This is a genomic window from Mesorhizobium sp. PAMC28654 (assembly GCF_020616515.1).
In the GTDB taxonomy this organism is placed as follows: domain Bacteria; phylum Pseudomonadota; class Alphaproteobacteria; order Rhizobiales; family Rhizobiaceae; genus Mesorhizobium.
Genome location: NZ_CP085135.1, coordinates 873,619 through 895,026, shown reverse-complemented (window position 1 = coordinate 895,026; position 21,408 = coordinate 873,619). Strand labels below are relative to the sequence as shown.

Here is a 21,408-nt window from a genome sequence, read left to right as displayed (position 1 = left end):
GATTAATGAAATTTTTTGCAAACAGATCAACCGTGATGCCGCTCGCCGCGATCGCAGCGACGTTGGCTCTCGGCGCACCGCAGGCAAGCGCGCAAGGGCTTTTCGAGATGCTTTTTGGCGGCGGCATCAGGCGTCAACCGCAGGGAGAATTCCCGCCTCCGCCACCGATGCACAAGCCGAAGCCCAGGGTTTCCGAAGGCGGCGCCGCGGTCAAGATCAGCAGTCCGACCTACAACACATACAAGGCCGACAAGCTCGTGCGTGTCGACTTCACGGCGATTACGGCAGCACCGCGGCAGACATCTCTACAGAACGCCGCCTTTGTGCCCTCGGCCACCAGCGCGGCCTTCCGCGACGCGGTTGCCGGACTTGGCGACTATGAACTCTATGCCGAGCCTGACATCGCCAAGGCGCTGATTGCCTACTACACGGCCAATCCAGATTTCATCTGGGTGACAGGAACCAGCGCCAACAGCCGAGCACAGGACGCGGTGCGCGTGCTTGGCGAGGCTGCAAGCTACGGCCTCACGCCGGCTGACTACACGGTCGAGGTGCCCACGGGCGCAGCATCGACAGCCGACCCGGCAGCGCAAATGAAGCAACTCCTCCGCTTCGAAATGGCCCTTTCCGCCCGCGTGTTACGTTACGCTCACGATGCCCAGAGCGGCCGCGTCGATCCAAATCGCATGACCGCCTATTATGATTTTCCGGCCAAGCCGATCGATATGGAAGGTGTGCTGAAAACGCTGGCGCACACCCAGGAGGTCCGCACCTATCTCGAATCCCGGCACCCGCAGAATGCCGAATATCAGGCCCTGCGCGTCGAATTGGAATCGCTGCAGGCGAGCGCCGAGAACGAGATCGTCGTCGATCCCAAACTGCTGCTGAAGCCCGGTGAGACCAGCCCCGAGTTGCCGAAGCTGCTGACGTTGATCGCGCGCAATCTCGACGACGATATGGGCGGCTCCTATGGCGAGATCCTGTCCAGGCTCGTCAACAGCGAAGTCTATGTTCCGGAGCTGGTGCCGGTCATCGAGGCGGTGCAAAAAAGAGCCGGAATGAAGGGTGACGGCGTTATTGGGCCGCACGGTCGCGTCGCTCGCCGGAACGTCCAAGGCCGACAGGCTTCAGAAGGTGCAAGTCGCGCTGGAAGAGCTGCGCTGGCTGCCTTCCGACCTCGGCAGTCCCCGCGTCTTCATCAACCAGCCTGCCTTCACCGCAAGCTATATCGACAATGGCGAGGAGAAGCTGAAGACCCGTACGGTCATCGGCAGGACCACCAACCAGACGGCGTTCTTCTACGACAAGATCAAGCAGGTCGATTTCCACCCCTATTGGGGCGTGCCGCAGTCGATCATCGTCAACGAGATGCTGCCGCGCCTTCGCAGCGATCCCGGTTATCTCGACAGGTCCGGCTACGAGGTGACCGATACGCGTGGCAAGCGCATCCCTTCATCATCGATCAATTGGGGGGCCTACGGCGCAAACATTCCTTACAATGTACGCCAGCAACCAAGCGAGGCGAACGCGCTGGGTGAACTGAAGATCCTGTTCCCCAACAAGCACGCAATCTACATGCATGACACGCCGCAGAAATCGTTCTTCAAACAGGACATGCGTGCGCTGAGCCATGGCTGTGTTCGCCTGCAGGATCCGCGCGGCATGGCCGCGGCCGTGCTCGATACTTCGGTTGACAATATCGCCGAGACGCTGAAGCACGGACATTCGACCGAGAATGTCACGCGCACGATTCCCGTCTACGTCGCCTATTTCACCGCATGGCCGGACATGTCCGGCAAGGTGGAGTACTTCAACGACATCTACGACCGCGACACCAAGTTGATGCAGGCCCTGGACGCAACGGAATCGGTGCGCTCGCCGGCGAGTTGAGGCCTAGCGGGCAAAAAGTGGACGCCGAAAGCCGGCGTCCCGCCCGGCGATCAGCCAATAGACCAGCCCCGCAATGAGGCCAGATGCGGCAACAATGCCCATGTCAGGCCATCGTTCCGGGTTGATGTCGGCATCCGGCCAGATCAGAGCGAAGCCACCCGCCGCCGACGCGGCGCCAAACACCATGTGCAGCAGGAAATTGCGCAGGGCGAAGAGTTCGGCGATCAGCGCGAAGAGGAGCGTCTGCATGCCGGTGAGTATGATCGTCAGGAAATAGATGAACATGCCGAGCGGTGGCACGACGAGCGCCGCGATCGGCGTCACGCCCATGACGTCGAAATATTCCGGCGCATTCGGCAGCGAACTGAGGAGCGCATAAATCCCGGCCACGGCGAGGAGCCCGACCAGCACCGCGACCAGATAGCCAGCGAACATCATCAGGATGCGCTTCAGGACGTGCCCCGCCATGCCCACCCTCCCGTGTGGTGCAGTGTCGTTCGCAGTCAGCCATCAAAGGCGTGTCCGCGCAAGGGCGCGTGTACACATGGCGCGGAAGCGTGCGATCGGCTGGTGTCGGTTATTCGGCTGCGAGTCGGTCAGGCTCCGCCGCACAAATGCTCAGAGTCCGGCAAGGCCCATGTGCCATTTGCCGTGAGATCGACGGAGTAGTAGACGCGGCCGCGTTCATCATCCGTGGGGCAGTCCCTCGGGATAGAGATCAGGCACATGATGACGGGATCGCCGACCTTGGAACTGGCAAGGCCCGGTTCGCGATCATAGGAGACCGCCGAACCACCATTGGTGAAGGTCGCGGCACTGCCGGCATCGGGGCTTGCGGTTTCAAGAGGATCGTCGCCGAGCCGGGTGGTCAGCGTCTTGATGTGGGTGGACGCGCACTGTCCGATAGAGGATGGCAGCGGTTGATCGGCGTTTTTCGAGCCCTGCGCGGCAACGTCGAGTGCCTTCTTGCCGATCAGCGCGACATTGTAGTCCTGCACCCATGACGGCGTCTGACCATATGTCTGCAGGGCATTGTTCTGCGCGCTGACGATGCAGGCGACATCGTCCTTGCATGCGTTCCTGTCGGCGACAAGCGCCCGGGCGATCTTGCGCTTGTCGCCACCGAAGGCCGGCTTGAAATCCCTGAAGGCCTTGGCGATCAATGCATCGATGGCAGACAGTTGCCGGTCGGCGCATACGGCCTTTTCAGCGGGCAGGGTCGCCTTCCGGCAGTCGAAAGATGGTCCGTCGGCTCTTGCCGAACCAGAGCCGACGCCGACCAGAACAAGAGCGAGCCAGACTGCGGTGCGGCTGGAAGAGCGCATGGTAGTTGCCCCATGGCGGGAAGTGGACCGATCACTCACACCTTAGAGTCTGACTCATAATATTTCTGATGGATATCATGGATTTGCGATGCGCCGTGTCATGAGTTGAACGGATGCGAGGAGCAGCCAAGCCGTGGAGCTTTCGATGGTCTGCTCGAAGTCCTTGGACAGGCGTCGGTTGCGGCCGAACCAGGCGAAGGTTCGTTCCACCACCCACCGGCGCGGGAGCAGGACGAAGCCTTTTGCGGCGTCGGATCGCTTGATGATTTCGAGGGTCCAGCCACCTTTTCCCCTGAGCGCGGTCTGGAGTTTTTCACCGGCGTAGCCGCCATCGGCGAAGACGTGGCGCAGCCAGGGAAAGCTTTCCCGAATAGAAGCCAGAACCTCGGGGGCGCCGTCTCGGTCCTGGATGTCAGCGGTATGGACGATCGCGCCGACCAGCAGGCCCAAGGTGTCGGTCAGGATATGGCGCTTTCGGCCTTTGATCTTCTTGCCCGCATCGTAGCCACAAAGCCCGCCGCTTTCAGTGGTTTTCACGCTTTGGCTGTCGATTACGCCGGCGCTGGGCGACGCCTCCCGACCTGCGGCGACACGCACGGCCATCAGCAGCAGGTGGTTGATCGTGTTCCAAAGGCCGCTGTCGCGCCAAGCGTAGAAATAGCGCTGCACCGTCGATACCGGCGGCAAGTCCCTGGGCAGCATTCGCCAAGGCAGACCGCTACGCAGCACATAAAACACGCCCTCCATGATAGACCGCTGCGACCATTTCGGCGGGCGGCCAAGCGCCGAGCGAGGCGGAAGCAGCGGTTCCAGAACCATCCATTCCGCGTCCGTCAAATCGCTTGAATAACGTAGTCCCTTTCGGGCATGCTTGGCGCGGGTGATATCAGTCCACATGTGATGCTCCGTCGAGGCTTCGCAACTCCGATTGAATCACAAGTCATTGATATCACCCAACTTCTTTTTGGGTCAGACACTTAGGGAAAAAACACTCTGTACGGAATTGCCGAAGGGTTACGACGCGCCGTGCTGTCATTTTGGCTCGGCGGTCACCGGATCATAGGTAATTTCGACCTTCGCCTTGTCCGCGGTGTAATAGGTGACGGTATAGGCACCACTGTCCCACTCGACCTCTTTCACATAGCGAAAACCGTCGCGTTGCTCGACCTTGGCAATGATTTCCGAGAGTTTCTTGGCATCCGGCGGAGGCAGCGGTTTGTCATCGGCGGCAATTGCGGCCCCGCCGGCAAGCAGAAGGGCGACGCTTGTCGCCAAGGCAAATTTTTGCATGTGGAATCCCTCAGACTTCGTCGTGCAGGAACTCGCCTGGATGCCGATTGGTTCCATGGTTGGGAATATGACCATGCATTTGACAATCGCGCCGATTGCCGTGCGGCGGAAATGAAAAGGAGCCGGAGGATTCTGTAAAGGCAGATGGTGGGCGATGCAGGGATTGAACCTGCGACCCCACCCGTGTGAAGGGTGTGCTCTCCCGCTGAGCTAATCGCCCGCTCGTTGCCCGAAGGCCAAGCGAGCCGCGATATAATGTAGGCCGGCTGGCGAAGTCAAGGCGATGTCCGGCATTCTGAAGAGGTATATCGAGTGGCCTCGATGACCACACGCAATCACCGCACCCTAGCGCCCGGCAGCGGCGTTGATCAGCCTTTCCGCCAGTTCCAGCGTCAGCGCATCGAAATGCGAGATCACCGCCGAAGGCTCGAATTCGCGCACATGGCGATCGGTGTAGCCGAAATCCACAGCCACAACCGGAATGCCGGCGGCCTTGGCCGTGTCGATGTCCGTCTGCGAATCGCCGACCATCAGCGCGCGATTCGGATCGCCACCGGCCAGCGCGATGGTTTCGGTGAGATGGCGCGGATCGGGCTTGCGGAACGCGAACGTGTCCTGGCCGCAGATCGCGGCGAAATGCCTGGTCAATCCGAGTGCCTCGATCAGCGCCAGCGAGTTGGCCTCATACTTGTTGGTGCAGATGGCCAGCAGATAGCCGGCGTTCTCGAACCGGGCGATCGCCTCGACGACGCCAGGGTAGGGGCGTGATTTGCCCGGAATGTTGTCGGTATAGTGGTCTAGAAACAGCTTCAGCAACCGATCGTGCTCCTCGACGGCCAGCGATCGCTGTTGCGCGGCATGGGCGCGCTCGATCATGACCCGGCCGCCATGACCAACAAAGCGCCTGAAGCCGGCTTGGTCGACCGCCGCGAGCTGGCTGGCGGCAAGGCTATGGTTGAGGCTATCGAGCAGATCGGGCGCTGTGTCGATCAGCGTACCGTCGAGGTCGAACACGATGATCGGGCGAGGCATGGCCAGTCCTGTGACAGTTGCGTTACCGGCAGCCGATAGCGGCTGCGGCCCTTTCAGGCAAGAAGGCTCGGCAAGACCAGCCCAAAGGCTTTGACCGGGCGGGCAAAAATGCTAGGAGCCCACTCAGGCGGTCCCTAAGGGCAATAAACGGTATGGATGCGAGACAATTGAAGGTCGAGGCCGCACGGGCGGCCCTGGCGCATGTGACGGATGGCATGCGGCTCGGCATCGGCACTGGCACCACCGCTGAAGAATTCGTGCGGCTGCTGGCCGAGAAGGTTGCCACGGGCATGACCATCATCGGCGTCCCGACTTCGGAGCGCACGGCCGCGCTGTGCCGCGAACTCGGCGTGCCGCTGTCGACATTGGAGGACACGCCCGAGCTTGACCTGACCGTCGACGGCACCGACGAGGTCGATCCTGCCCTGACCCTGATCAAGGGTGGCGGCGGTGCGCTGCTGCGCGAAAAGATCGTCGCGGCGGCTTCGGCCCGCATGATCGTCATCGCCGACCGCTCAAAGATGGTCGAAACGCTTGGACGCTTCCCCTTGCCCGTCGAAGTCAACAAATTCGGCCTGCGTGCCACCGAGATCGCGATCGGCGCGGCAGCCACAAGCCTCGGTCTTTCCGGTCCCGTTACATTGAGGATGACGGGGGGCCAGCCATTTGTTACAGACGGCGGCCATTTTATCCTCGATGCATCTTTTGGCCGCATTCCGGATACAAGAGCGCTTTCGAATGCTCTCCACGCCATTCCTGGCGTGGTCGAGCACGGTCTTTTCATCGGGCTGGCGTCAGCGGCCATCATCGCCGGCGGCGACGGTATCCAAACCGTCCATGCCGCCCGAAAACCAGGGAGTTCTATCAATCATGACGTTGCATAACCGGGTTCGTCGCTTTTCCGCCATTGTGGCGGCTTCGGCGGTTTTCGCGTTTTCCTCGCCCGCGTTTTCGCAGGATGTCACGGACTCGCACCTGAAGGCCGCCCGCGCCGCCGTCGAGGCGATTCACGCGACGGACTCGTTCGACAACATCCTGCCGAACGCGGCGGCCGCGCTCGAGTCGCAGCTGATCCAGAAGAATCCGGACTTGCAGGAGCTCATCAGCAAGACTATCGCCGAAAAGGCAATGGCGCTGGCGGCGCGTCGCGCCGATCTCGAAAAGGAGGCCTCCCTTGCCTATGCAAAGGTGTTTTCCGAAAAGGAGCTGACGGATATCGCTACTTTCTACAGCTCCGATGCGGGCAAGAAGCTGCTCGACAATGGCCCGAATGTGACGCGTGAACTGGTGAAGGCCGCCGACATCTGGCAGAATGGCATTGCCCGTGATCTCGCCCAGCAGGTTGGAGAGACGCTGGCCGCTGCCGCCAAGGCCAAGGCGCCGGCAGCACCGGCGGCCGATGCAACGGCTCCCGCGGACGGTGCGGCAGCACCGGCAGATGGCGCAGCACCTGCCGATGGTACGGCTCCCGCCGACGATTCGCAGAACTAATCCTGAGTTTTCAGGCGGCTAGGCCGCGATCCCAATCAGCAAAGCCCGGCCTCGTCCGGGCTTTTCTTTTGGTGGTTTGCAGCCTACCTGTGACGCGATTGTTCTTTCTCCAGGAGCTGCATGATGGCCGGTTACGACTACGATCTTTTCGTCATCGGCGGCGGCTCGGGCGGGGTGAGGGCGGCGCGCGTCGCCGCCGCGCTCGGCAAGCGCGTCGGCATCGCCGAGGAATACCGCTATGGCGGCACCTGCGTCATCCGCGGCTGTGTGCCGAAGAAGCTCTACGTCTATGCCTCGCAATTTCCGGAGCATTTCGCCGATGCTGCGGGCTATGGCTGGACAGTGCCGGAAGCCAGTTTCGACTGGCCGACGCTGGTCGCCAACAAGGATCGCGAGATCAGCCGACTGGAGGCCATATACGAGAAGAATGTGCAAGGCGCTGGCGGCGAGACCTTTCATTCACGCGCCATGATCGTCGACCCGCATGTGGTGCATCTCCTAGGCGAGGATCGCACGGTTACCGCCGACCAGATCCTGATCGCCACTGGCGGTCGACCGGCGGCGCATCCGGCGCTGCCCGGCCACGAACATTGCATCTATTCCAACGAGGCTTTCGATCTCAAGCGACTGCCAAAGGCGATCATGATCGAAGGCGGCGGCTACATCGCCGTGGAGTTCGCCAACATCTTCCATGGTCTGGGTGTCGACACCACGCTGGTCTATCGCGGCAAGGAGATCCTCAGCCGTTTCGACATGGACCTGCGGCACATGCTGCACGATACGATGGAAAAGAAGGGGATAAAGATCCTCTGCCACGCAGTGTCCGAATGGGTCAGGAAGCGGCCGGATGGCCGGCTCGACGCACTCGTCACCGGCGGCAAGGTGCTGACCGTCGATCAGGTCATGCTCGCCATCGGCCGTATCCCCAATACCGAGAACATGGGCTTGGAAGGCGCCGGCATCGAGATGACCAGCACCGGCGCCATAAAAGTCGATGAGTATTCCCGCACCAATATCCAGAACGTCTGGGCGATCGGTGATGTCACCAATCGGGTGCAATTGACGCCGGTGGCTATCCACGAGGCCATGTGTTTCATCGAGACCGCCTTCAAGGGCAACCCGACGGCGCCAGATCACGAGACCATCGCCACGGCTGTCTTCTCACAGCCCGAGATCGGCACGGTCGGCCTGTCGGAGGATGATGCTATCAAGCGCTTTTCCGACATCGAGATCTACCGCGCGACGTTCCGGCCGATGCGGCACACATTGTCCGGTCGCGATGAAAAGATGCTGATAAAACTGGTGGTCGACGGCGCTTCGAGAAAGGTGCTGGGCGCCCATATTCTGGGACCGGATGCCGGCGAAATGGCGCAGCTCCTTGGCATCCCGTTGAAAGCGGGGCTCACCAAGTACGACTTCGACCGCACCATGGCCGTGCATCCGACAGCGGCCGAGGAACTCGTGACCATGTACAAGCCGACCTACCGGGTGAAAGACGGCCAGCGGGTTGACTGACCACATGGCATGTCGCCAAAGGCCGCGACGGTTTTGGCGACACGCATGAGAGAAATGATAGCGGCGGATATGCCGCTATGGGGACTGCTACAGCAGCGTTCCGCGCAGGATCACCAGCGCCACCGAAAAATAGATCACCAGTCCGGTGACGTCGACCAGCGTAGCGACGAACGGTGCCGATGCGCTGGCTGGGTCAAAGCCGATCCGTTTCAGGGCGAACGGCAGCATCGATCCTGAAAGCGAGCCGAAGGTAACGATGCCGACAAGTGCGGCGCCAACCGTTGCCGCGATCAGCGGCCAGTGCGGACCGTAGTCGTAAAAGCCCATATACTGCCAGAACGCTATCCGACAGATGCCAACCACACCAAGCATCGATCCGAGCACGAGCCCCGTCGGCAGTTCGCGCAGCGCCACCCGCCACCAGTCGCCAAGCCCAATCTCACGCAGGGCCAGCGCGCGGATGACGAGCGATGTCGCCTGCGAGCCGGAATTGCCGCCGGAGCTCATGATCAGCGGAATGAACAAGGTCAGCACGATGGCCTTTTCCAGCTCGGTTTCGTAGGCCTGCATCGCGTTTGCGGTCAGCATCTCGCTGATGAAGAGCGCGCAGAGCCAGCCGCCGCGCTTCTGGATCATGGCGAGAAAACTCATCTTCATATAGGGCTCGTCCAGAGCCTCCATGCCGCCGAAACGATGCACGTCCTCCGTCGTCTCCTCGATCATGGTATCGATGATATCGTCGACGGTGACGATGCCGAGGATCTTGCCACCCTCCACGACAGGAACGGCCAGAAGGTCATATTTGGAGATGAGCTGCGCCACCTTTTCGCTGTCGGCCAGCGGCGAGACGGTCACCGGCGTGCGGTCCGGCGCGACCGTTGTGATCAAATCGTCCGGCTCGCCCGTGATCAGCCGGCGCAGGCCGGTCGAACGCAGCAGGACATGGGTCTCGGGATCGGTGATGTAGATCGCGTAGACGGTCTCGCGCGTCCGTTCCACCTTGCGGATGTAGTCCAGTGTTCGGCCCACGGTCCAATCCGCGGGCACGCTGACGAACTCGGTGGTCATCAGTGAGGCGGCACTGCCTTCAGGGTAGCCGAGAATGGCAAGCAGCGTGGCGCGAAGCGGCGGCGCAAGCCCGCTGATCAGTTCGGAACGTGCCGGCTCCTCCATCTCGCGCAGTATGTCGGCGGCACGGTCGACCGACATGGCGGCGAGCAGCTTGCCAGCCTTGGCGCGTGGCAGCGCCTCGATGAGTTCAGGCGCTCCGTCCAGCTCGGGCTGGTCGAATATGTCGACCGCCCGCTCGAACGGCACTTCGCTGAGGAGTTCCGATGCCGTTTCGCGCGGTTCCCGGTTGAGAGCCTCGACGACATCGGCGACGTGATCGTTCGCGAGGATGCGGGCGATTGCCACGGCATCGTCGTCCGCTATGGTGGGAAATTCATTCATGGCTCACTCCTTGCCGTCCGGCAGGACATGAACCGATCAGGTCACGTCTAGGCGGACGGCGATTGCGTTCGACTATGACTGTCGCCAGGCATGGCGCGGGAACCTTTCCGCTCGCGGGTTTCGGGTGAATTCTGCAAGCCGGCGCAACACAGGAGCGCGCCTTGCCAAGTCAATCGCAATGACGGCGGAAAGCACTGGCGGATAAGGAAAATCGCGCGACTGTGATCGCTGTTGGTGACGCTGTACGATACCCGGCGGCGACAACGTCTGGTCGTCATGGCGTTGCCGTTATTTCTGCTTCATCCGGCGAGAGAATTTCAGCCATCTTTCCTCAACGGGCTTCGGATGCGCGAGGATTGTCGTGAGCTCGACCGGCAGGTTCGGAACCAGTGGTCTCTTGGTTGCAATCCCGTCCGCGATCGTGACCACGCTGTGGTAGAACTCGGCGCCTGCAAGCGATCGCGGCGCAACGGCTTCATGCATCACGCTGATCACCGTGACGTCCGGGCAGTTGTCCTTTATCGCCTGATGGAACGCGATCTTGCCTTCGGGGTCGAGCGCGCCGGTTGCCTCGTCGAGGAACAGCAGCCCCGGCTGCTGCAGCACGATGCGGGCCACGACCAACTTCTGCTTCTGACCGCCCGACAGGACCTGGTCCCAGCTCTTGCCCTCGCGGTTTTCATCGGCCATGTGCGAGATGAAATCGCCAAGACCCGCCTTGTACAATGCCGACGCGACCTGTGCGTCTGAATGATCGTGTTCGGTGCCGGGCAGGCAGACCAGTTGCTTCAGCGAAACCTGCTGCAGCTTCACTTCCTGGGCGGCGTAAAAGCTTCGAGCGCCGTCAGGGAAGACGATGGTTCCCCGGCCATAAGGCCAAAGTCCGTTGATCGCCTTGATCAGCGAAGTCTTGCCACAGCCCGATTCGCCTTTCAGGAATGTCCACTCACCGCGACGGAAGCGCAGGTTCGCGGCACTCAGGAACGGTGTTGCATCCTCGCCCTGGTGCGTCAGTTCGAGCTTCTGGATGGTCAGGCCGAAAACCGGGTTCTGACGGTCGTAGCGGAAGTCGGAGCGGCCGGTCTGGCTGTAGAATTCCTGCGGGTGCTGGACGTTCTCGATCGCATTGGCCAGCTCGGTGACGCGCTGGCTGTTGGCGCGCAGCGTGGCGATGGCAGGCATCACATGGATGAAGTAGGAGCAGCGCTGGATCAGCGCGTTGATCTGTTCCGAACCCGTCAGATAGCCCTTCAGATCAAGGCCGTTGTGAATGAACGGCACAAGCCCAGGGCCATAGGCGACGATGCGGGCGCCCACGAAATTATAGACCAGCTCGAAGCCCATATAGATTGTGTTGATGATGTTGAGGCGTGACCACGTGTTGTCGATATCGTCGTAGAGCCGATTGTGAATCGACTTCTGGACGACCTCGCCTTTCGAGGCCGCGACATGAAAGCTCCGACGCAGAAAGGTCGTCAGCTCGCCACGGTAGCTGCCCTCGGCCTTTTGCATCCTGATGTTCAATCGCTCGAGCATGCCGCCCAGTTTGACTGCGATCCAGGTATTGAAGGGCACGTAGAGCGCGACCGCCAGCAAGGCCAGAACGGCTGTGCCGTAATCGCCCAGGAAGTCGAGCCCCTTGACGGCAACAGAATTCCGCAACAATTCCCCGCCGAGGAAATATAGCGCCGTGGCAACGCCAAACGCCCCCATGGCCAAGCCAATCGCGCCAGCGGTCATATCCTTGATCGATTCCTGGACGCGCTGGTCGATGTTGTCAGGCGCCGCCGCCGCGGGCGAACCATGTTGCGCGTGGAAATGAGTGTGATTGCCATCGAGCAGCGCGTCGTTGAAGCGTCCATTCACCCAACCGCGCCATTTGCGATGCAGAGTGGTCGACACAAGATTGCGGATCCCCGTAATGCCCGCATCCTTCAGCACAACCAGGAAAACGAGGAGGGCGGCGTTGCCGAGCAACGTTTGAACCGGGGTTACATTCGCCGCGTCATGGAAAAAGCTGATCGAGTTCATCAACTCCGCCGACGCTCTGGTGAACCAGACATCAGCCTTGCTCGATAGCGCGGTCAGCGCCGCGATCACCAGTGTCAGCGTCCAGGCTTCCTTCCACCGGTCGGAGAGCCAGTAGGCCCGCATCAGTCCCCAGAAGGTCCGCATTGAGGACACCGGGGTCAAGGGCGACGGCCTCTCGGCATCGCGGGGCATTCCTTCCGTCACTGACTGTCGCGGTGGTCTACCGACCCGAATCACAATCCCGCCCAAACCCTTTTTTGCTTTGTTACGAAGGGTAACACCAATTGATCATTTTCTATTAATTTTATCCCGGCGACTGTGAAGCGATACACGCGAGCCGTTGCCCCGACGCAACAGGTCAAACAGACGCCCAGTCCGACGGGCGGACTTCAAAGCTTGGTTATTTTCAATTATTTCAACGGCTTGGTGAAAGAACTCGCCCGCGTCATCCAGTTTACCTTAGGGAAGGTGGTGACACGGCTTCGTGAACGCTTTTGGCAGGCTGTTTGGCGATTTTTCTTACCGCGAACTGACTGAAATGCGCGGAAAATACCGAGATTGATGCGCTATTCGGGCCGCCGGCGGTCGGGTTCAGAAGCCTTCGAATCAGCCTAGATCAGCCTTCAATGCGGAGCGGGTGACCGCCTTCGCCACGGCCGTGGGCGCGAAGCATCGCAGCGGCGGCCATGCTACTGCTCAGTCCGCGCGTTCCAACTCGCCATTTGCCTTGGCAGCGGCGACCTGACGGATGGCATCGGCCAGGGTATCGGCGTCCTGTGCGCCCATGACCGCATATTTCCCTTCGAGCAGGAAGCAGGGCACACCGGTGATGCCCATGCGTGAAGCCGTGGCGATTTCAGTTCGGACAGAATCGACATCGGCGTCCGTTGGCAGAAGTGTTTCGACCACCGACGCATCCATGCCGGCCTCGCGGGCGGCTTCGGTCAGCACCCCATGGTCGCCGATATTGGCGCCTTCCTCGAAATTCAGCTGGAACAGGCGTCGCGCCAACCGGTTCTGCACATCTTCTCCGACAGCCCCGGCCCAGCGGATCAGGCGGTGCGCATCCAGCGTGTTGGGAGCAACCTTGATCGCATCAAATGCGAATGAAATGCCCTCGGCTTCGCCCAATGGTTCGATCCGGGCATGGATCTCGCTGATGCGCTGCTCGCTGCCGAACTTGGCCATCATATATTCGCGACGATCCTGGCCCTGGGGCGGGATGGTGGGATCAAGCTGGAAGGGCCGCCAACGTATGTGGATGTCGACGTCGCCAACCGACGCAATCGCCTTGTCCAGCCGCTTCTGGCCAATGAAGCACCAGGGGCAGACGACATCGGACACCACATCGACGGTGATGGAGTTCATCTCGCTCATTCTTGATCTCCTGTCCAGCAAGAACCCGTTTCCTTGGACATTGCCTTATCCGAAACCGGATAGATCCCGGTTCTCCAGACCAGGCTCAGTTCGGCTTGCGCCACCATGTCGGCAATTGATAGCCATATATGGGCGTCTTTTGCGGGTGTTCCAGATAGTTCCAATATGCAATCCATTGCTGCGTGTTGTATTGCATCGGCACCATGTAGTTTCCGGAGATCAACAACCGGTCGAGAACGCGGACGGCAGCGACATAGTCCGGCTTCTCGCGGGCCATGAGCATCGCTTCGATCGCCGCGTCAACGGCCGGATCGGCAATACCGGCAAGGTTGAACGAACCCTCGGCCTTTGCTGCCGAAGATCCCCAGCGCCCGATCTGCTCGATGCCGGGCGAAAGCGAATTGTTGAACCCGCTCGCACCAATCAGAACCTCGAAATCGAAGCGCTGCTTGCGAGACTGGATCTGGTCGCCGTCGAGACTGCGAATGGTGACGTTGATGCCTATCTTCTCCAGCGTGCGCTGATAGATGCCCGCCAGGCGTTCCTCGTCCTGCGACGAGGTCAGGATCTCGAAGCTGAAAGGCTGTCCCTGGGGATCCAGCATCACGCCGTTCCGCACCCCGTAACCGACACTCTTCAGTAGATCGAAGGCGGTCTTCAAAACCTTGCGGTCCTGGCCCGACCCATCGGTGACCGGCGGGCGGTATGTGCCATCCATGACATTGGGCGGGACACGGCCAGGGTAGGGCGCCAGAAGCGCTTTTTCCCGCTCGTCGGCCGGATGGCCGAGCGCGGAGAGTTCGGAGTTCTGCCAATAGCTCATGGTGCGCGTGTATTTGCCGCCGAACAGGTTTTTGTTCGCCCATTCGAAATCATAGAGCATGCCGAGCGCGCGCCGAACGACGGGATTGGAGAATTTCTGCAGCCGCGTGTTGAACAGGAATCCGGTAACGACCGGCGGGATGCCGGTATCGAAGGTTTCGGCGATCACCTCACCCTTGTGGAAGGCGGGGAAGTCGAGATCGCGCTCGCGCTTTACCGGATCGCTGTCGTCATTGATGGCGCAGATGCCCTTCTTGAACGCCTCGAGCTTGGCATTGGCGTTGAGAAAATACTCGATGGTGATCTGGTCGTAATTGTCGAAGCCGCGCTTCGACGGAATATCCTTGCCCCAATAGTCAGGGTTGCGCTTGAACACGATGCGCTGGCCGGGGGAGACCTGGGAAATAGTATAGGGCCCGCTGCCGATCAGTGGCTTCAACGTTGTCCTGTCGAAGGTGTCCTTGTCGAAGGCGTGCCTGGGAATGATCGGAGTCAGCGCGATGATCAGCGGAAACTCGCGATCGGCCTTGTCGTTGAAGGTGAAGCGCACGCTGTGATCGCCGGTCTTTTCCAGCTTGGCGACCCTGGCCATGCGTTCGCTATAGGGCGGGCGACCTTTGTCCGTATAGACCTCGTAGGTGAACAGCACATCCTCCGGGGTAACCGGTTCGCCGTCCGACCATTTCGCCTTGGGATCGAGGTGGAATTCTATCGTCTTGCGTTCCGGATCCATGTCGGCGGTATCGGCGAGCAGACCATAGAGGCTGAAGGACTCGTCGGCATTGCGCTGCATCAGCGGCTCGAAGACGAGGTTGCCGAAAATCGTATCCATCATGCCGCGTGCCGTGGTGCGCAGGCTTTTCAGGATAAACGGGTTCAGATTGTCAAAGCTGCCGACCACGCAATAGGTGATGTTGCCGCCCTTCGGCGCATCGGGATTGACGTAGTCGAAATGCTGGTAGTCGCCCGGCAACGCCGGCTCGCCCTGCATCGCGATGGCATGCTTCGGTTCCGAAACGGCCGGCTGGAGCGAGAGGGGGACAAATGATATCGCGGTGATCAGCCAGACAAGAACGCGGCCCATGACCGTCTCCTTAATGGGTCGGCTTGATGATTCGGAGCTTACCCTACCACGATGCGGCGGCGGGCCGACCGATCGCGCTTCTAAGAATTACAAGTATCGGGCTGGATTCGGCATCGCTTGCAGTGTAACACGCCGTCCGAAGTCATTCTGTTGCCTCATTTCGGCAACAGGTAGCTGGACCGCACGGCACCAACAAGCCGTGCCTGGGATCATTTGAGAGGAAATGCACGACATGACGAGCCTGAAGAGCAACGCATACCGCCTTTCGGTCATGGCCGCTGGCGTGGTCGGCTTTCTGGGCGCCGAACTTCCCGCTGCTTCCGCACAGCAGCAACAACAGGTCCCGCAAGGCTGGTTCAAGGCCTGCACCAAGCAGGAAGACGTCGACATCTGCAACGTCCAGAACATCGTGACCGCCGGCAACGGCCAGCTCGTCACCGGGGTAAGCCTGATCGAACTCAAGGGCAAGGTTAACCGCAAGGTGTTCCAAGTGACGGTCCCGACCGGCCGTCTGGTTACTCCCGGCGTTGGCCTCCAGATCGACGCCGGCAAGACTCAGACCCTCAGCTATGTGGTCTGTTTTCCGGATCGTTGCGTGGCGGAAGTCCCCTTGACCGACGCGCTCATCGCGTCCTTCAAGAAAGGACAGGCGATCACAGTTGCCTCGATCAATTTCCAGAATCAGCCGAATCCGGTCAAGATTGCTTTGCAGGGCTTCAGCGGCGCCTATGACGGCCCGCCGATGCAGCAGTCGGACATCGAAGACCGGCAGAAGAAGCTCCAGGATTTCGTGGCCAAGAACAACCAGGACTTCGCCAAGAAGCTCAAGGACGAGCAGGAAAAGGCCAAGACCGCCAACTGATCGGCCGGCAAGGCTCGAGCCAACAAACAAAAAAGCGGGGTCCAGGCCCCGCTTTTTTCATTTTCGGACCGGGCTGTTCAGTGCCTGGACTGACGTTTCGGCTCGTAGTGCCCGTCAGCCATCTTGTCGAACATCTCGCCGATCTGTGGATGTCGGACCGGCTCGCCCGACTGGTCCTCAAGCAGGTTCTGCTCCGACACATAGGCGATGTATTCGGTCTCCGAATTCTCGGCCAGCAGATGGTAGAAGGGCTGATCCTTGCGCGGACGGACATCCGCCGGTATCGCCTCGTACCACTCGTCGGTGTTGGCGAATTCCGGGTCGACATCAAAAATGATGCCGCGGAATGGAAACAGCCGGTGGCGAACCACCTGTCCGATAGAGAATTTGGCTGTTTTCATCGTACTCACCACTTGAAATCCTTGGCTTTATTTGGCGCAGACGCCGCATCAATTCAATCCCGAAGCGCCCGGCGCCTGATCAAGCTACGCACCAACCCGCCGCAAGGGTTTCGGGCGAGCGCAAAAATCTCCGATGTCATCGGGCTATCGAGTGCGGCAGGCGCTATCGCTTGACCTGCTTCCTCAGGCCACCCGCGAGCGCTGCAAAACCGCTGCCGGGCCGCAGGCCCTCGCGCATGAAGAAGGCGCGAAGTGGTGAGAAGCCGCCGAGCACACCAAGACCGGCGCTGCGCGCCACCTGGGCCGGCAGCATGTCGGAGAGCAGCGACATGTTGAGCAGGTTGACCGCGCTGCTGCGTGCCAGAATGTCGGGTCGGCGCTTGAAATCGTAGGTGGCCAAGGCCTTGGCCGCACCCGGGTCGGCTCGATTTTCGCAAGAAATTCCAATGAGATCGTCAATATCCCTGATGCCGAGATTAAGGCCTTGCGCACCAATCGGTGGGAAGACGTGGGCGGCTTCGCCGACAAGCGCCACCCGATCCCGGGCAAAGCGCCGGGGCGTTACGGTCGAAAGCGGATAGATCTGCCTGCCGGGCTCGACCGATACGCGCCCCAGCATCGACTGCATGCGTTGTTCGACTCGCGTCGACAGGGTGAGGTCATCCAGCGCCGCGAGTTCCCTGGCGGTTTCAGGCCTCAGGACCCAGACGAGACTTGAACGATTGCCGGGCAGGGGAACTTGCGTGAACGGACCGGTCTCGGTGTGGAATTCCGTCGACGTGAAGGCGTGATCGCCGCGATGTTCGAAATTGAGAACCAGGGCTGCCTGCGGATAGGATCGGACAGACGTGGAGATGCCCGCCGCCTCACGGGCCGGCGACATCCGTCCGTCGGCGGCAACCGCCAGAGACGCCGAGGTCTCGCTTCCGTCAGACAGAGTCGCTTGGACGTGTCCGGCGTCGAGATGCCAGGTTTCCACCAGCGACTTTCGCCATTCTATCCCGGAATGCGCCGCGACAGCCCCAGCGAGCGCCGGATAGAGCGCGCGGTTGGGCAAATTCAGCCCGAACTGCTCCTCGTCGATTTCACTGGCGCGAAACGTGACGACCGGACTGCGGATCAGCCGTGTGGTCGCGTCCACAATACGCATGACCTTGAGGGGCGCGGCCATGGGCCTTAGGCCATCGAGAACGCCTATTCGCTCGAGCACCTTCAGGGCAGGGTTCATCAGGGCAGTGGTGCGACTGTCCTGGGCGCTGGCCTCCGTTCCAACGAGTGTGACCGGAAACCCGGCAGCCGCGAAGCCAAGCGCCGCGATCAGCCCCGCGGGCCCTGTGCCCGCGACCAATATCCGCCCTGTATTCTGATGCTCCAAGATCGGATTCCGGATTGTCATGAAGGGCGGTCTGCCCGACCATCCCGTTGATAAGTATATAGGTCACATCAAGCGGCTTGATCAACGCGGCGATTCGGCCCATTCGATTGCCATGAGCGGCCAGTCAGACGATTTCAGCCACCTCGACCGCGCCGGCCGCGCCACGGCAAACGTCGCGCGCAATCCGCGCATCACTGTAAACGTGATCATTGGGGCGGGCATTGCGCTGGCCTGGCTGCTTCTCGGCGCGATGGCGATTCGCGGTGCGGAGAGCAGGCTGCCGGGCGCCGATGCACCCGGAGACGCTGTGCTCAGACACTTTCCGCGCTTGCCGCTGCCGGACGTCCTCGAACGGTTCTTTGGCCTCTGCCTTGCGCCATTGCCGGTTGGCGCGAATGCCGGTCAACAATCAGTCGCGCTGGTCTTGATGTGGTTCCTGATGGCGATAGCCACGATGCTGCCGTCGGCGGCACCGATGATCCGCACCTATTGCGAGATCGCCGATACGGCCCGCATCAAGGGTGAGCCGGTCGTCCATCCGCTGGTGCTGGTCGCGGGGTACCTGAGCGTCTGGTTCGTGGCTTCCGTGGCGTTCGCGGCCTTGACGCTCATGGTCCATGCATTCGCTTCAACCGGGCAGATGCTCGATCCGGCCGTTGGCTTCGCGGGTTCCCTAGCATTGCTGGGTGCCGGCCTATACCAGTTCAGCGGCCTCAAGCAAGCCTGCCTGGACAAGTGCAAAAACCCGTTCTCGATCCTGTTCGCGAACTGGAGCGCAAGACCTCTCCGCATTTTCCGTCTTGGCATGGAGCAAGGCATATGGTGTCTCGGCTGTTGCTGGGCGCTGATGCTGGTGATGTTCGCGGTTGGGGTGATGAACATATTCTGGATGGCTGTCATCGGGCTGTTCACCTTGATCGAAAAACAAACCGCAAGCAGGCTTCCAACGCGATTGGCCGGTGCGATACTGCTTGTCTGGGCAGCCGCGCTACTAGTAGTCTCGGCTTGACTAAGGGGGATTCAATGACAGACCAGAGCTGGGCAATGAAAGGGGAGCTCGTACTCTCCTGCAATTGCACGGTTTTTTGCCCTTGCGTGCTGTCGCTTGGCAACCATCCGCCGACGGAAGGCTATTGCCAGACCTGGGCGGGTTTCCGCATCGATGCCGGCCATTTCGGCGAGGTCGACCTCTCCGGCCTCAATCTTGGGCTTGTCATGGAAATTCCCGGCTATATGAGCCGTGGCAACTGGACGGCTGGCCTGTTCATCGACGAGCGTGCCTCGATATATGCCGTGAAAGCGCTGACCAAGATCTTTACCGGCAAGGCCGGTGGAACCACCTCACTGCTCTCCATCCTGATCGGAAAATTCCTTGGCGTCGAACAGGTGCCGATCACCTATGAGACGCGTGACAAGACGCGTATCTTTCAGATACCGAAGATCATCGACGGGGCGGTAACGCCGATCCCCGGCAAGGACCGCGACAAGGATACCGTCATCAGCAATTCGGAATACTGGATTGCGCCGGAAATCATCGTCGCCCGATCCGACAAGAGCAAGATGCGGGCTTTCGGCCGCAACTGGAATTTTGCCGGCCGCTCGGCCGAAATCTGCAAATTGGACTGGCGGGGCCCGTGACCAAGAAAACGACGGCCAAAAAAATCGCCGACCGCATCCCAAGGCCGAAGAAGAAGGTGACATGGCCGCAAGCGCGGGCGTTTTCGGTCCACCTACTGACGGCGTCCGGTTCCTTCCTGGCATTCCTGTCGCTTGTGGCGGCCAGCGAACAACGCTGGACGGCCATGTTCTGGTGGCTGGGATTGGCGCTGTTCGTTGACGGCATTGACGGGCCGATCGCCAGAAAGCTCGAGGTCAAGGAAATCCTGCCGACATGGTCGGGTGAACTCCTCGACAACATCATCGACTACGTGACCTATGTCCTCATACCGGCTTTCGCGCTCTATCAGCGCGGTTTCATGGGCGAGGGTCTGTCGTTCCTGTCGGCGGCGATCATCGTCGTTTCGAGCGCGATCTACTACGCCGACACCGGCATGAAGACGAAGGAGAATTTCTTCAAGGGATTTCCGGTGGTCTGGAACATGGTGGTTTTCACGCTGTTCGTCATCGAGCCGGGCCAATGGGTGTCGTTCGGCGTCGTGGTGGCTGCCGGCATCCTGACCTTCCTGCCGATCAACTTCATCCATCCGGTGCGCGTGGTGCGGCTGCGGCGGATAAACCTTTCCATGACGCTGCTGTGGTGCGCGTTCGGCGCGCTAGCGCTCGCGCAGGCCGCTCTTGCCGCCTTCTATGACCAGATCGGCGTGCTGGGCGAGCAAGTCAGCGATTTCACCAAGATCGGCATCACCATCACCGGGCTTTACCTAGCCTGCATCGGTGGCATCATGCAGTTCTTTCCAAATCTCGGCGCCAAGAAAACCTGATCCCAAGAAAGCCTTTCAATGTCCAAAGCGATCCGTATCCACGCCAATGGCGGCCCGGAAGTTCTCAACTATGAGGACGTCGCGTCGGGTCATCCAGGCGCGGGTCAGATCCTGGTCAGACATACCGCGATCGGCCTCAACTTCATCGACGTCTATTATCGCTCCGGGCACTATCCGCCGCCGGGCGGCTTTCCGCTCACGCCCGGCAGCGAAGCGGCTGGGGTGGTGGTGGAAGTCGGCCAAGGCGTCGACTGGCTGAAGCCTGGCGACCGCATCGCCTACGCCGTCGCGACTGGTGCCTATGCGGAGCAACGCCTGATCGACGCCAGCCATGTCGTGAAAGTGCCCGACGGCATCAGCGACGAGCAAGCGGCGGCCATGATGCTTAAGGGCATGACGGCGGAATACCTGCTGCGCCGCACGTTCAAGGTGAGGGCCGGAGACACGATCCTCTACCACGCCGCTGCCGGCGGGGTCGGGCTGATCCTTGGCCAATGGGCGAAACATCTCGGCGCGACCGTCATCGGCACCGCGAGTTCGACCGACAAGATCGAACTGGCGAAGATGCATGGCTTCGATCACGTCATCAACTACAAGGAGCAGGATTTCGTCGCTGGCGTCGCCGCGATTACCGGCGGAAGGAGGTGTGACGTCGTCTATGATTCAGTCGGCAACGACACATTCCCGGCCTCGCTCGACTGCCTCAAGCCGCTCGGCATGTTCGTCAGCTTCGGCCAGTCCTCGGGACCGATCCCGCCGTTCAGCATGTCATTGCTGGCACAGAAGGGCTCGTTGTTCGCCACAAGGCCAACACTGTTCGTCTACAATGCAAAACGCGAGGACCTTGATGCCTCCGCCGCCGCGCTGTTCGACGTCGTGCTCAGCGGTGCGGTCAAGATCAGGATCAACCAGCGCTATGCGCTCAAGGACGCCGGCAAGGCGCATTCCGACCTTGAGGGGCGCCGGACGACGGGAACAACCATTCTTGTTCCCTAGGAAGCGTCACGGTTCCTTTGCTGC

Annotated in this window: 19 protein-coding genes, 1 tRNA gene and 1 pseudogene; 9 read left to right on the top strand and 12 right to left on the bottom strand. The window is 60.7% G+C overall.

Features of this window, described 5'->3' with window-relative positions:
* The first annotated feature begins 5 nt into the window (after positions 1-5).
* A pseudogene (locus tag LGH82_RS04385) lies at positions 6-1,890 on the top strand (L,D-transpeptidase family protein).
* A 3-nt stretch (positions 1,891-1,893) separates the two neighbouring features.
* On the opposite strand, the gene LGH82_RS04380 reads toward LGH82_RS04385, so the two are convergent.
* The 6 genes from LGH82_RS04380 to LGH82_RS04355 form a co-directional block, all read right to left on the bottom strand.
* Positions 1,894-2,358, bottom strand: a complete 465-nt coding sequence (locus LGH82_RS04380; RefSeq protein WP_413771421.1) for a hypothetical protein — start codon at positions 2,356-2,358, stop codon at positions 1,894-1,896.
* Positions 2,359-2,486: 128 nt separating this feature from the next.
* Positions 2,487-3,215, bottom strand: coding sequence for a lysozyme inhibitor LprI family protein (locus tag LGH82_RS04375; RefSeq protein WP_227347447.1), 729 nt, complete (start codon positions 3,213-3,215; stop codon positions 2,487-2,489).
* Between the two features lie 75 nt (positions 3,216-3,290).
* Complete coding sequence (locus tag LGH82_RS04370) at positions 3,291-4,112, bottom strand: IS5 family transposase (RefSeq protein WP_227343936.1); 822 nt, start codon at positions 4,110-4,112, stop codon at positions 3,291-3,293.
* 135 nt (positions 4,113-4,247) lie between these two features.
* Entirely contained in the window at positions 4,248-4,505 is a 258-nt protein-coding gene (locus tag LGH82_RS04365) for a PepSY domain-containing protein (RefSeq protein WP_319799942.1), read from the bottom strand.
* Positions 4,506-4,650: 145 nt separating this feature from the next.
* Positions 4,651-4,725, bottom strand: a tRNA-Val gene (locus LGH82_RS04360).
* 125 nt (positions 4,726-4,850) lie between these two features.
* A complete protein-coding gene (locus LGH82_RS04355; protein WP_227347445.1) occupies positions 4,851-5,537 on the bottom strand; it encodes a phosphoglycolate phosphatase in 687 nt (228 codons plus the stop codon).
* Between the two features lie 152 nt (positions 5,538-5,689).
* On the opposite strand from LGH82_RS04355, the gene rpiA reads away from it, so the two are divergent.
* The 3 genes from rpiA to gor all read left to right on the top strand — a co-directional run bounded on the left by rpiA (position 5,690) and on the right by gor (position 8,543).
* On the top strand, positions 5,690-6,421 hold the full coding sequence (gene rpiA / locus LGH82_RS04350; RefSeq protein WP_227347444.1) for a ribose-5-phosphate isomerase RpiA: 732 nt from the start codon (positions 5,690-5,692) through the stop codon (positions 6,419-6,421).
* Complete coding sequence (locus LGH82_RS04345; protein WP_227347443.1) at positions 6,408-7,028, top strand: DUF2059 domain-containing protein; 621 nt, start codon at positions 6,408-6,410, stop codon at positions 7,026-7,028. Before rpiA ends, LGH82_RS04345 begins: the two co-directional genes overlap by 14 nt.
* 123 nt (positions 7,029-7,151) lie before the next feature.
* On the top strand, positions 7,152-8,543 hold the full coding sequence (gor, locus tag LGH82_RS04340) for a glutathione-disulfide reductase (RefSeq protein WP_227349475.1): 1,392 nt from the start codon (positions 7,152-7,154) through the stop codon (positions 8,541-8,543).
* Between the two features lie 87 nt (positions 8,544-8,630).
* Here the strand turns inward: gor and mgtE are convergent, their stop codons facing one another.
* From mgtE to LGH82_RS04320, 4 genes are all read right to left on the bottom strand, one after another.
* Positions 8,631-9,995, bottom strand: a complete 1,365-nt coding sequence (gene mgtE / locus LGH82_RS04335; RefSeq protein WP_227347442.1) for a magnesium transporter — start codon at positions 9,993-9,995, stop codon at positions 8,631-8,633.
* A gap of 288 nt (positions 9,996-10,283) precedes the next feature.
* Positions 10,284-12,170, bottom strand: a complete 1,887-nt coding sequence (locus tag LGH82_RS04330; RefSeq protein ID WP_227347441.1) for an ABC transporter ATP-binding protein/permease — start codon at positions 12,168-12,170, stop codon at positions 10,284-10,286.
* A 552-nt stretch (positions 12,171-12,722) separates the two neighbouring features.
* A complete protein-coding gene (locus tag LGH82_RS04325) occupies positions 12,723-13,403 on the bottom strand; it encodes a DsbA family oxidoreductase (protein ID WP_227347440.1) in 681 nt (226 codons plus the stop codon).
* An 85-nt stretch (positions 13,404-13,488) separates the two neighbouring features.
* Entirely contained in the window at positions 13,489-15,309 is a 1,821-nt protein-coding gene (locus tag LGH82_RS04320) for an extracellular solute-binding protein (protein WP_227347439.1), read from the bottom strand.
* 232 nt (positions 15,310-15,541) lie between these two features.
* Between LGH82_RS04320 and LGH82_RS04315 the strand changes: the two genes are divergently transcribed.
* Positions 15,542-16,171, top strand: a complete 630-nt coding sequence (locus tag LGH82_RS04315) for an invasion associated locus B family protein (RefSeq protein ID WP_227347438.1) — start codon at positions 15,542-15,544, stop codon at positions 16,169-16,171.
* A 77-nt stretch (positions 16,172-16,248) separates the two neighbouring features.
* On the opposite strand, the gene hspQ is transcribed toward LGH82_RS04315, so the two are convergent.
* Together hspQ and LGH82_RS04305 are read right to left on the bottom strand one after the other, a co-directional pair.
* Positions 16,249-16,572 (bottom strand): heat shock protein HspQ, encoded by a 324-nt coding sequence (gene hspQ / locus LGH82_RS04310; protein ID WP_227347437.1) that lies wholly within the window; start codon positions 16,570-16,572, stop codon positions 16,249-16,251.
* Between the two features lie 163 nt (positions 16,573-16,735).
* On the bottom strand, positions 16,736-17,947 hold the full coding sequence (locus LGH82_RS04305; protein ID WP_227347436.1) for a UbiH/UbiF family hydroxylase: 1,212 nt from the start codon (positions 17,945-17,947) through the stop codon (positions 16,736-16,738).
* A 112-nt stretch (positions 17,948-18,059) separates the two neighbouring features.
* Between LGH82_RS04305 and LGH82_RS04300 the strand changes: the two genes are divergently transcribed.
* The 4 genes from LGH82_RS04300 to LGH82_RS04285 are packed head-to-tail and all read left to right on the top strand — an operon-like array spanning position 18,060 to position 21,384.
* Positions 18,060-18,956 (top strand): DUF2182 domain-containing protein, encoded by an 897-nt coding sequence (locus LGH82_RS04300; RefSeq protein ID WP_227349474.1) that lies wholly within the window; start codon positions 18,060-18,062, stop codon positions 18,954-18,956.
* Between the two features lie 14 nt (positions 18,957-18,970).
* Complete coding sequence (locus tag LGH82_RS04295; RefSeq protein WP_227347435.1) at positions 18,971-19,585, top strand: DUF1326 domain-containing protein; 615 nt, start codon at positions 18,971-18,973, stop codon at positions 19,583-19,585.
* Positions 19,582-20,388, top strand: a complete 807-nt coding sequence (gene pcsA, locus LGH82_RS04290; protein WP_227347434.1) for a phosphatidylcholine synthase — start codon at positions 19,582-19,584, stop codon at positions 20,386-20,388. Before LGH82_RS04295 ends, pcsA begins: the two co-directional genes overlap by 4 nt.
* 18 nt (positions 20,389-20,406) lie before the next feature.
* Positions 20,407-21,384: a quinone oxidoreductase family protein gene (locus tag LGH82_RS04285; protein WP_227347433.1), complete on the top strand. Its 978-nt coding sequence runs from the start codon at positions 20,407-20,409 to the stop codon at positions 21,382-21,384.
* The last annotated feature ends 24 nt before the right edge of the window (positions 21,385-21,408 follow it).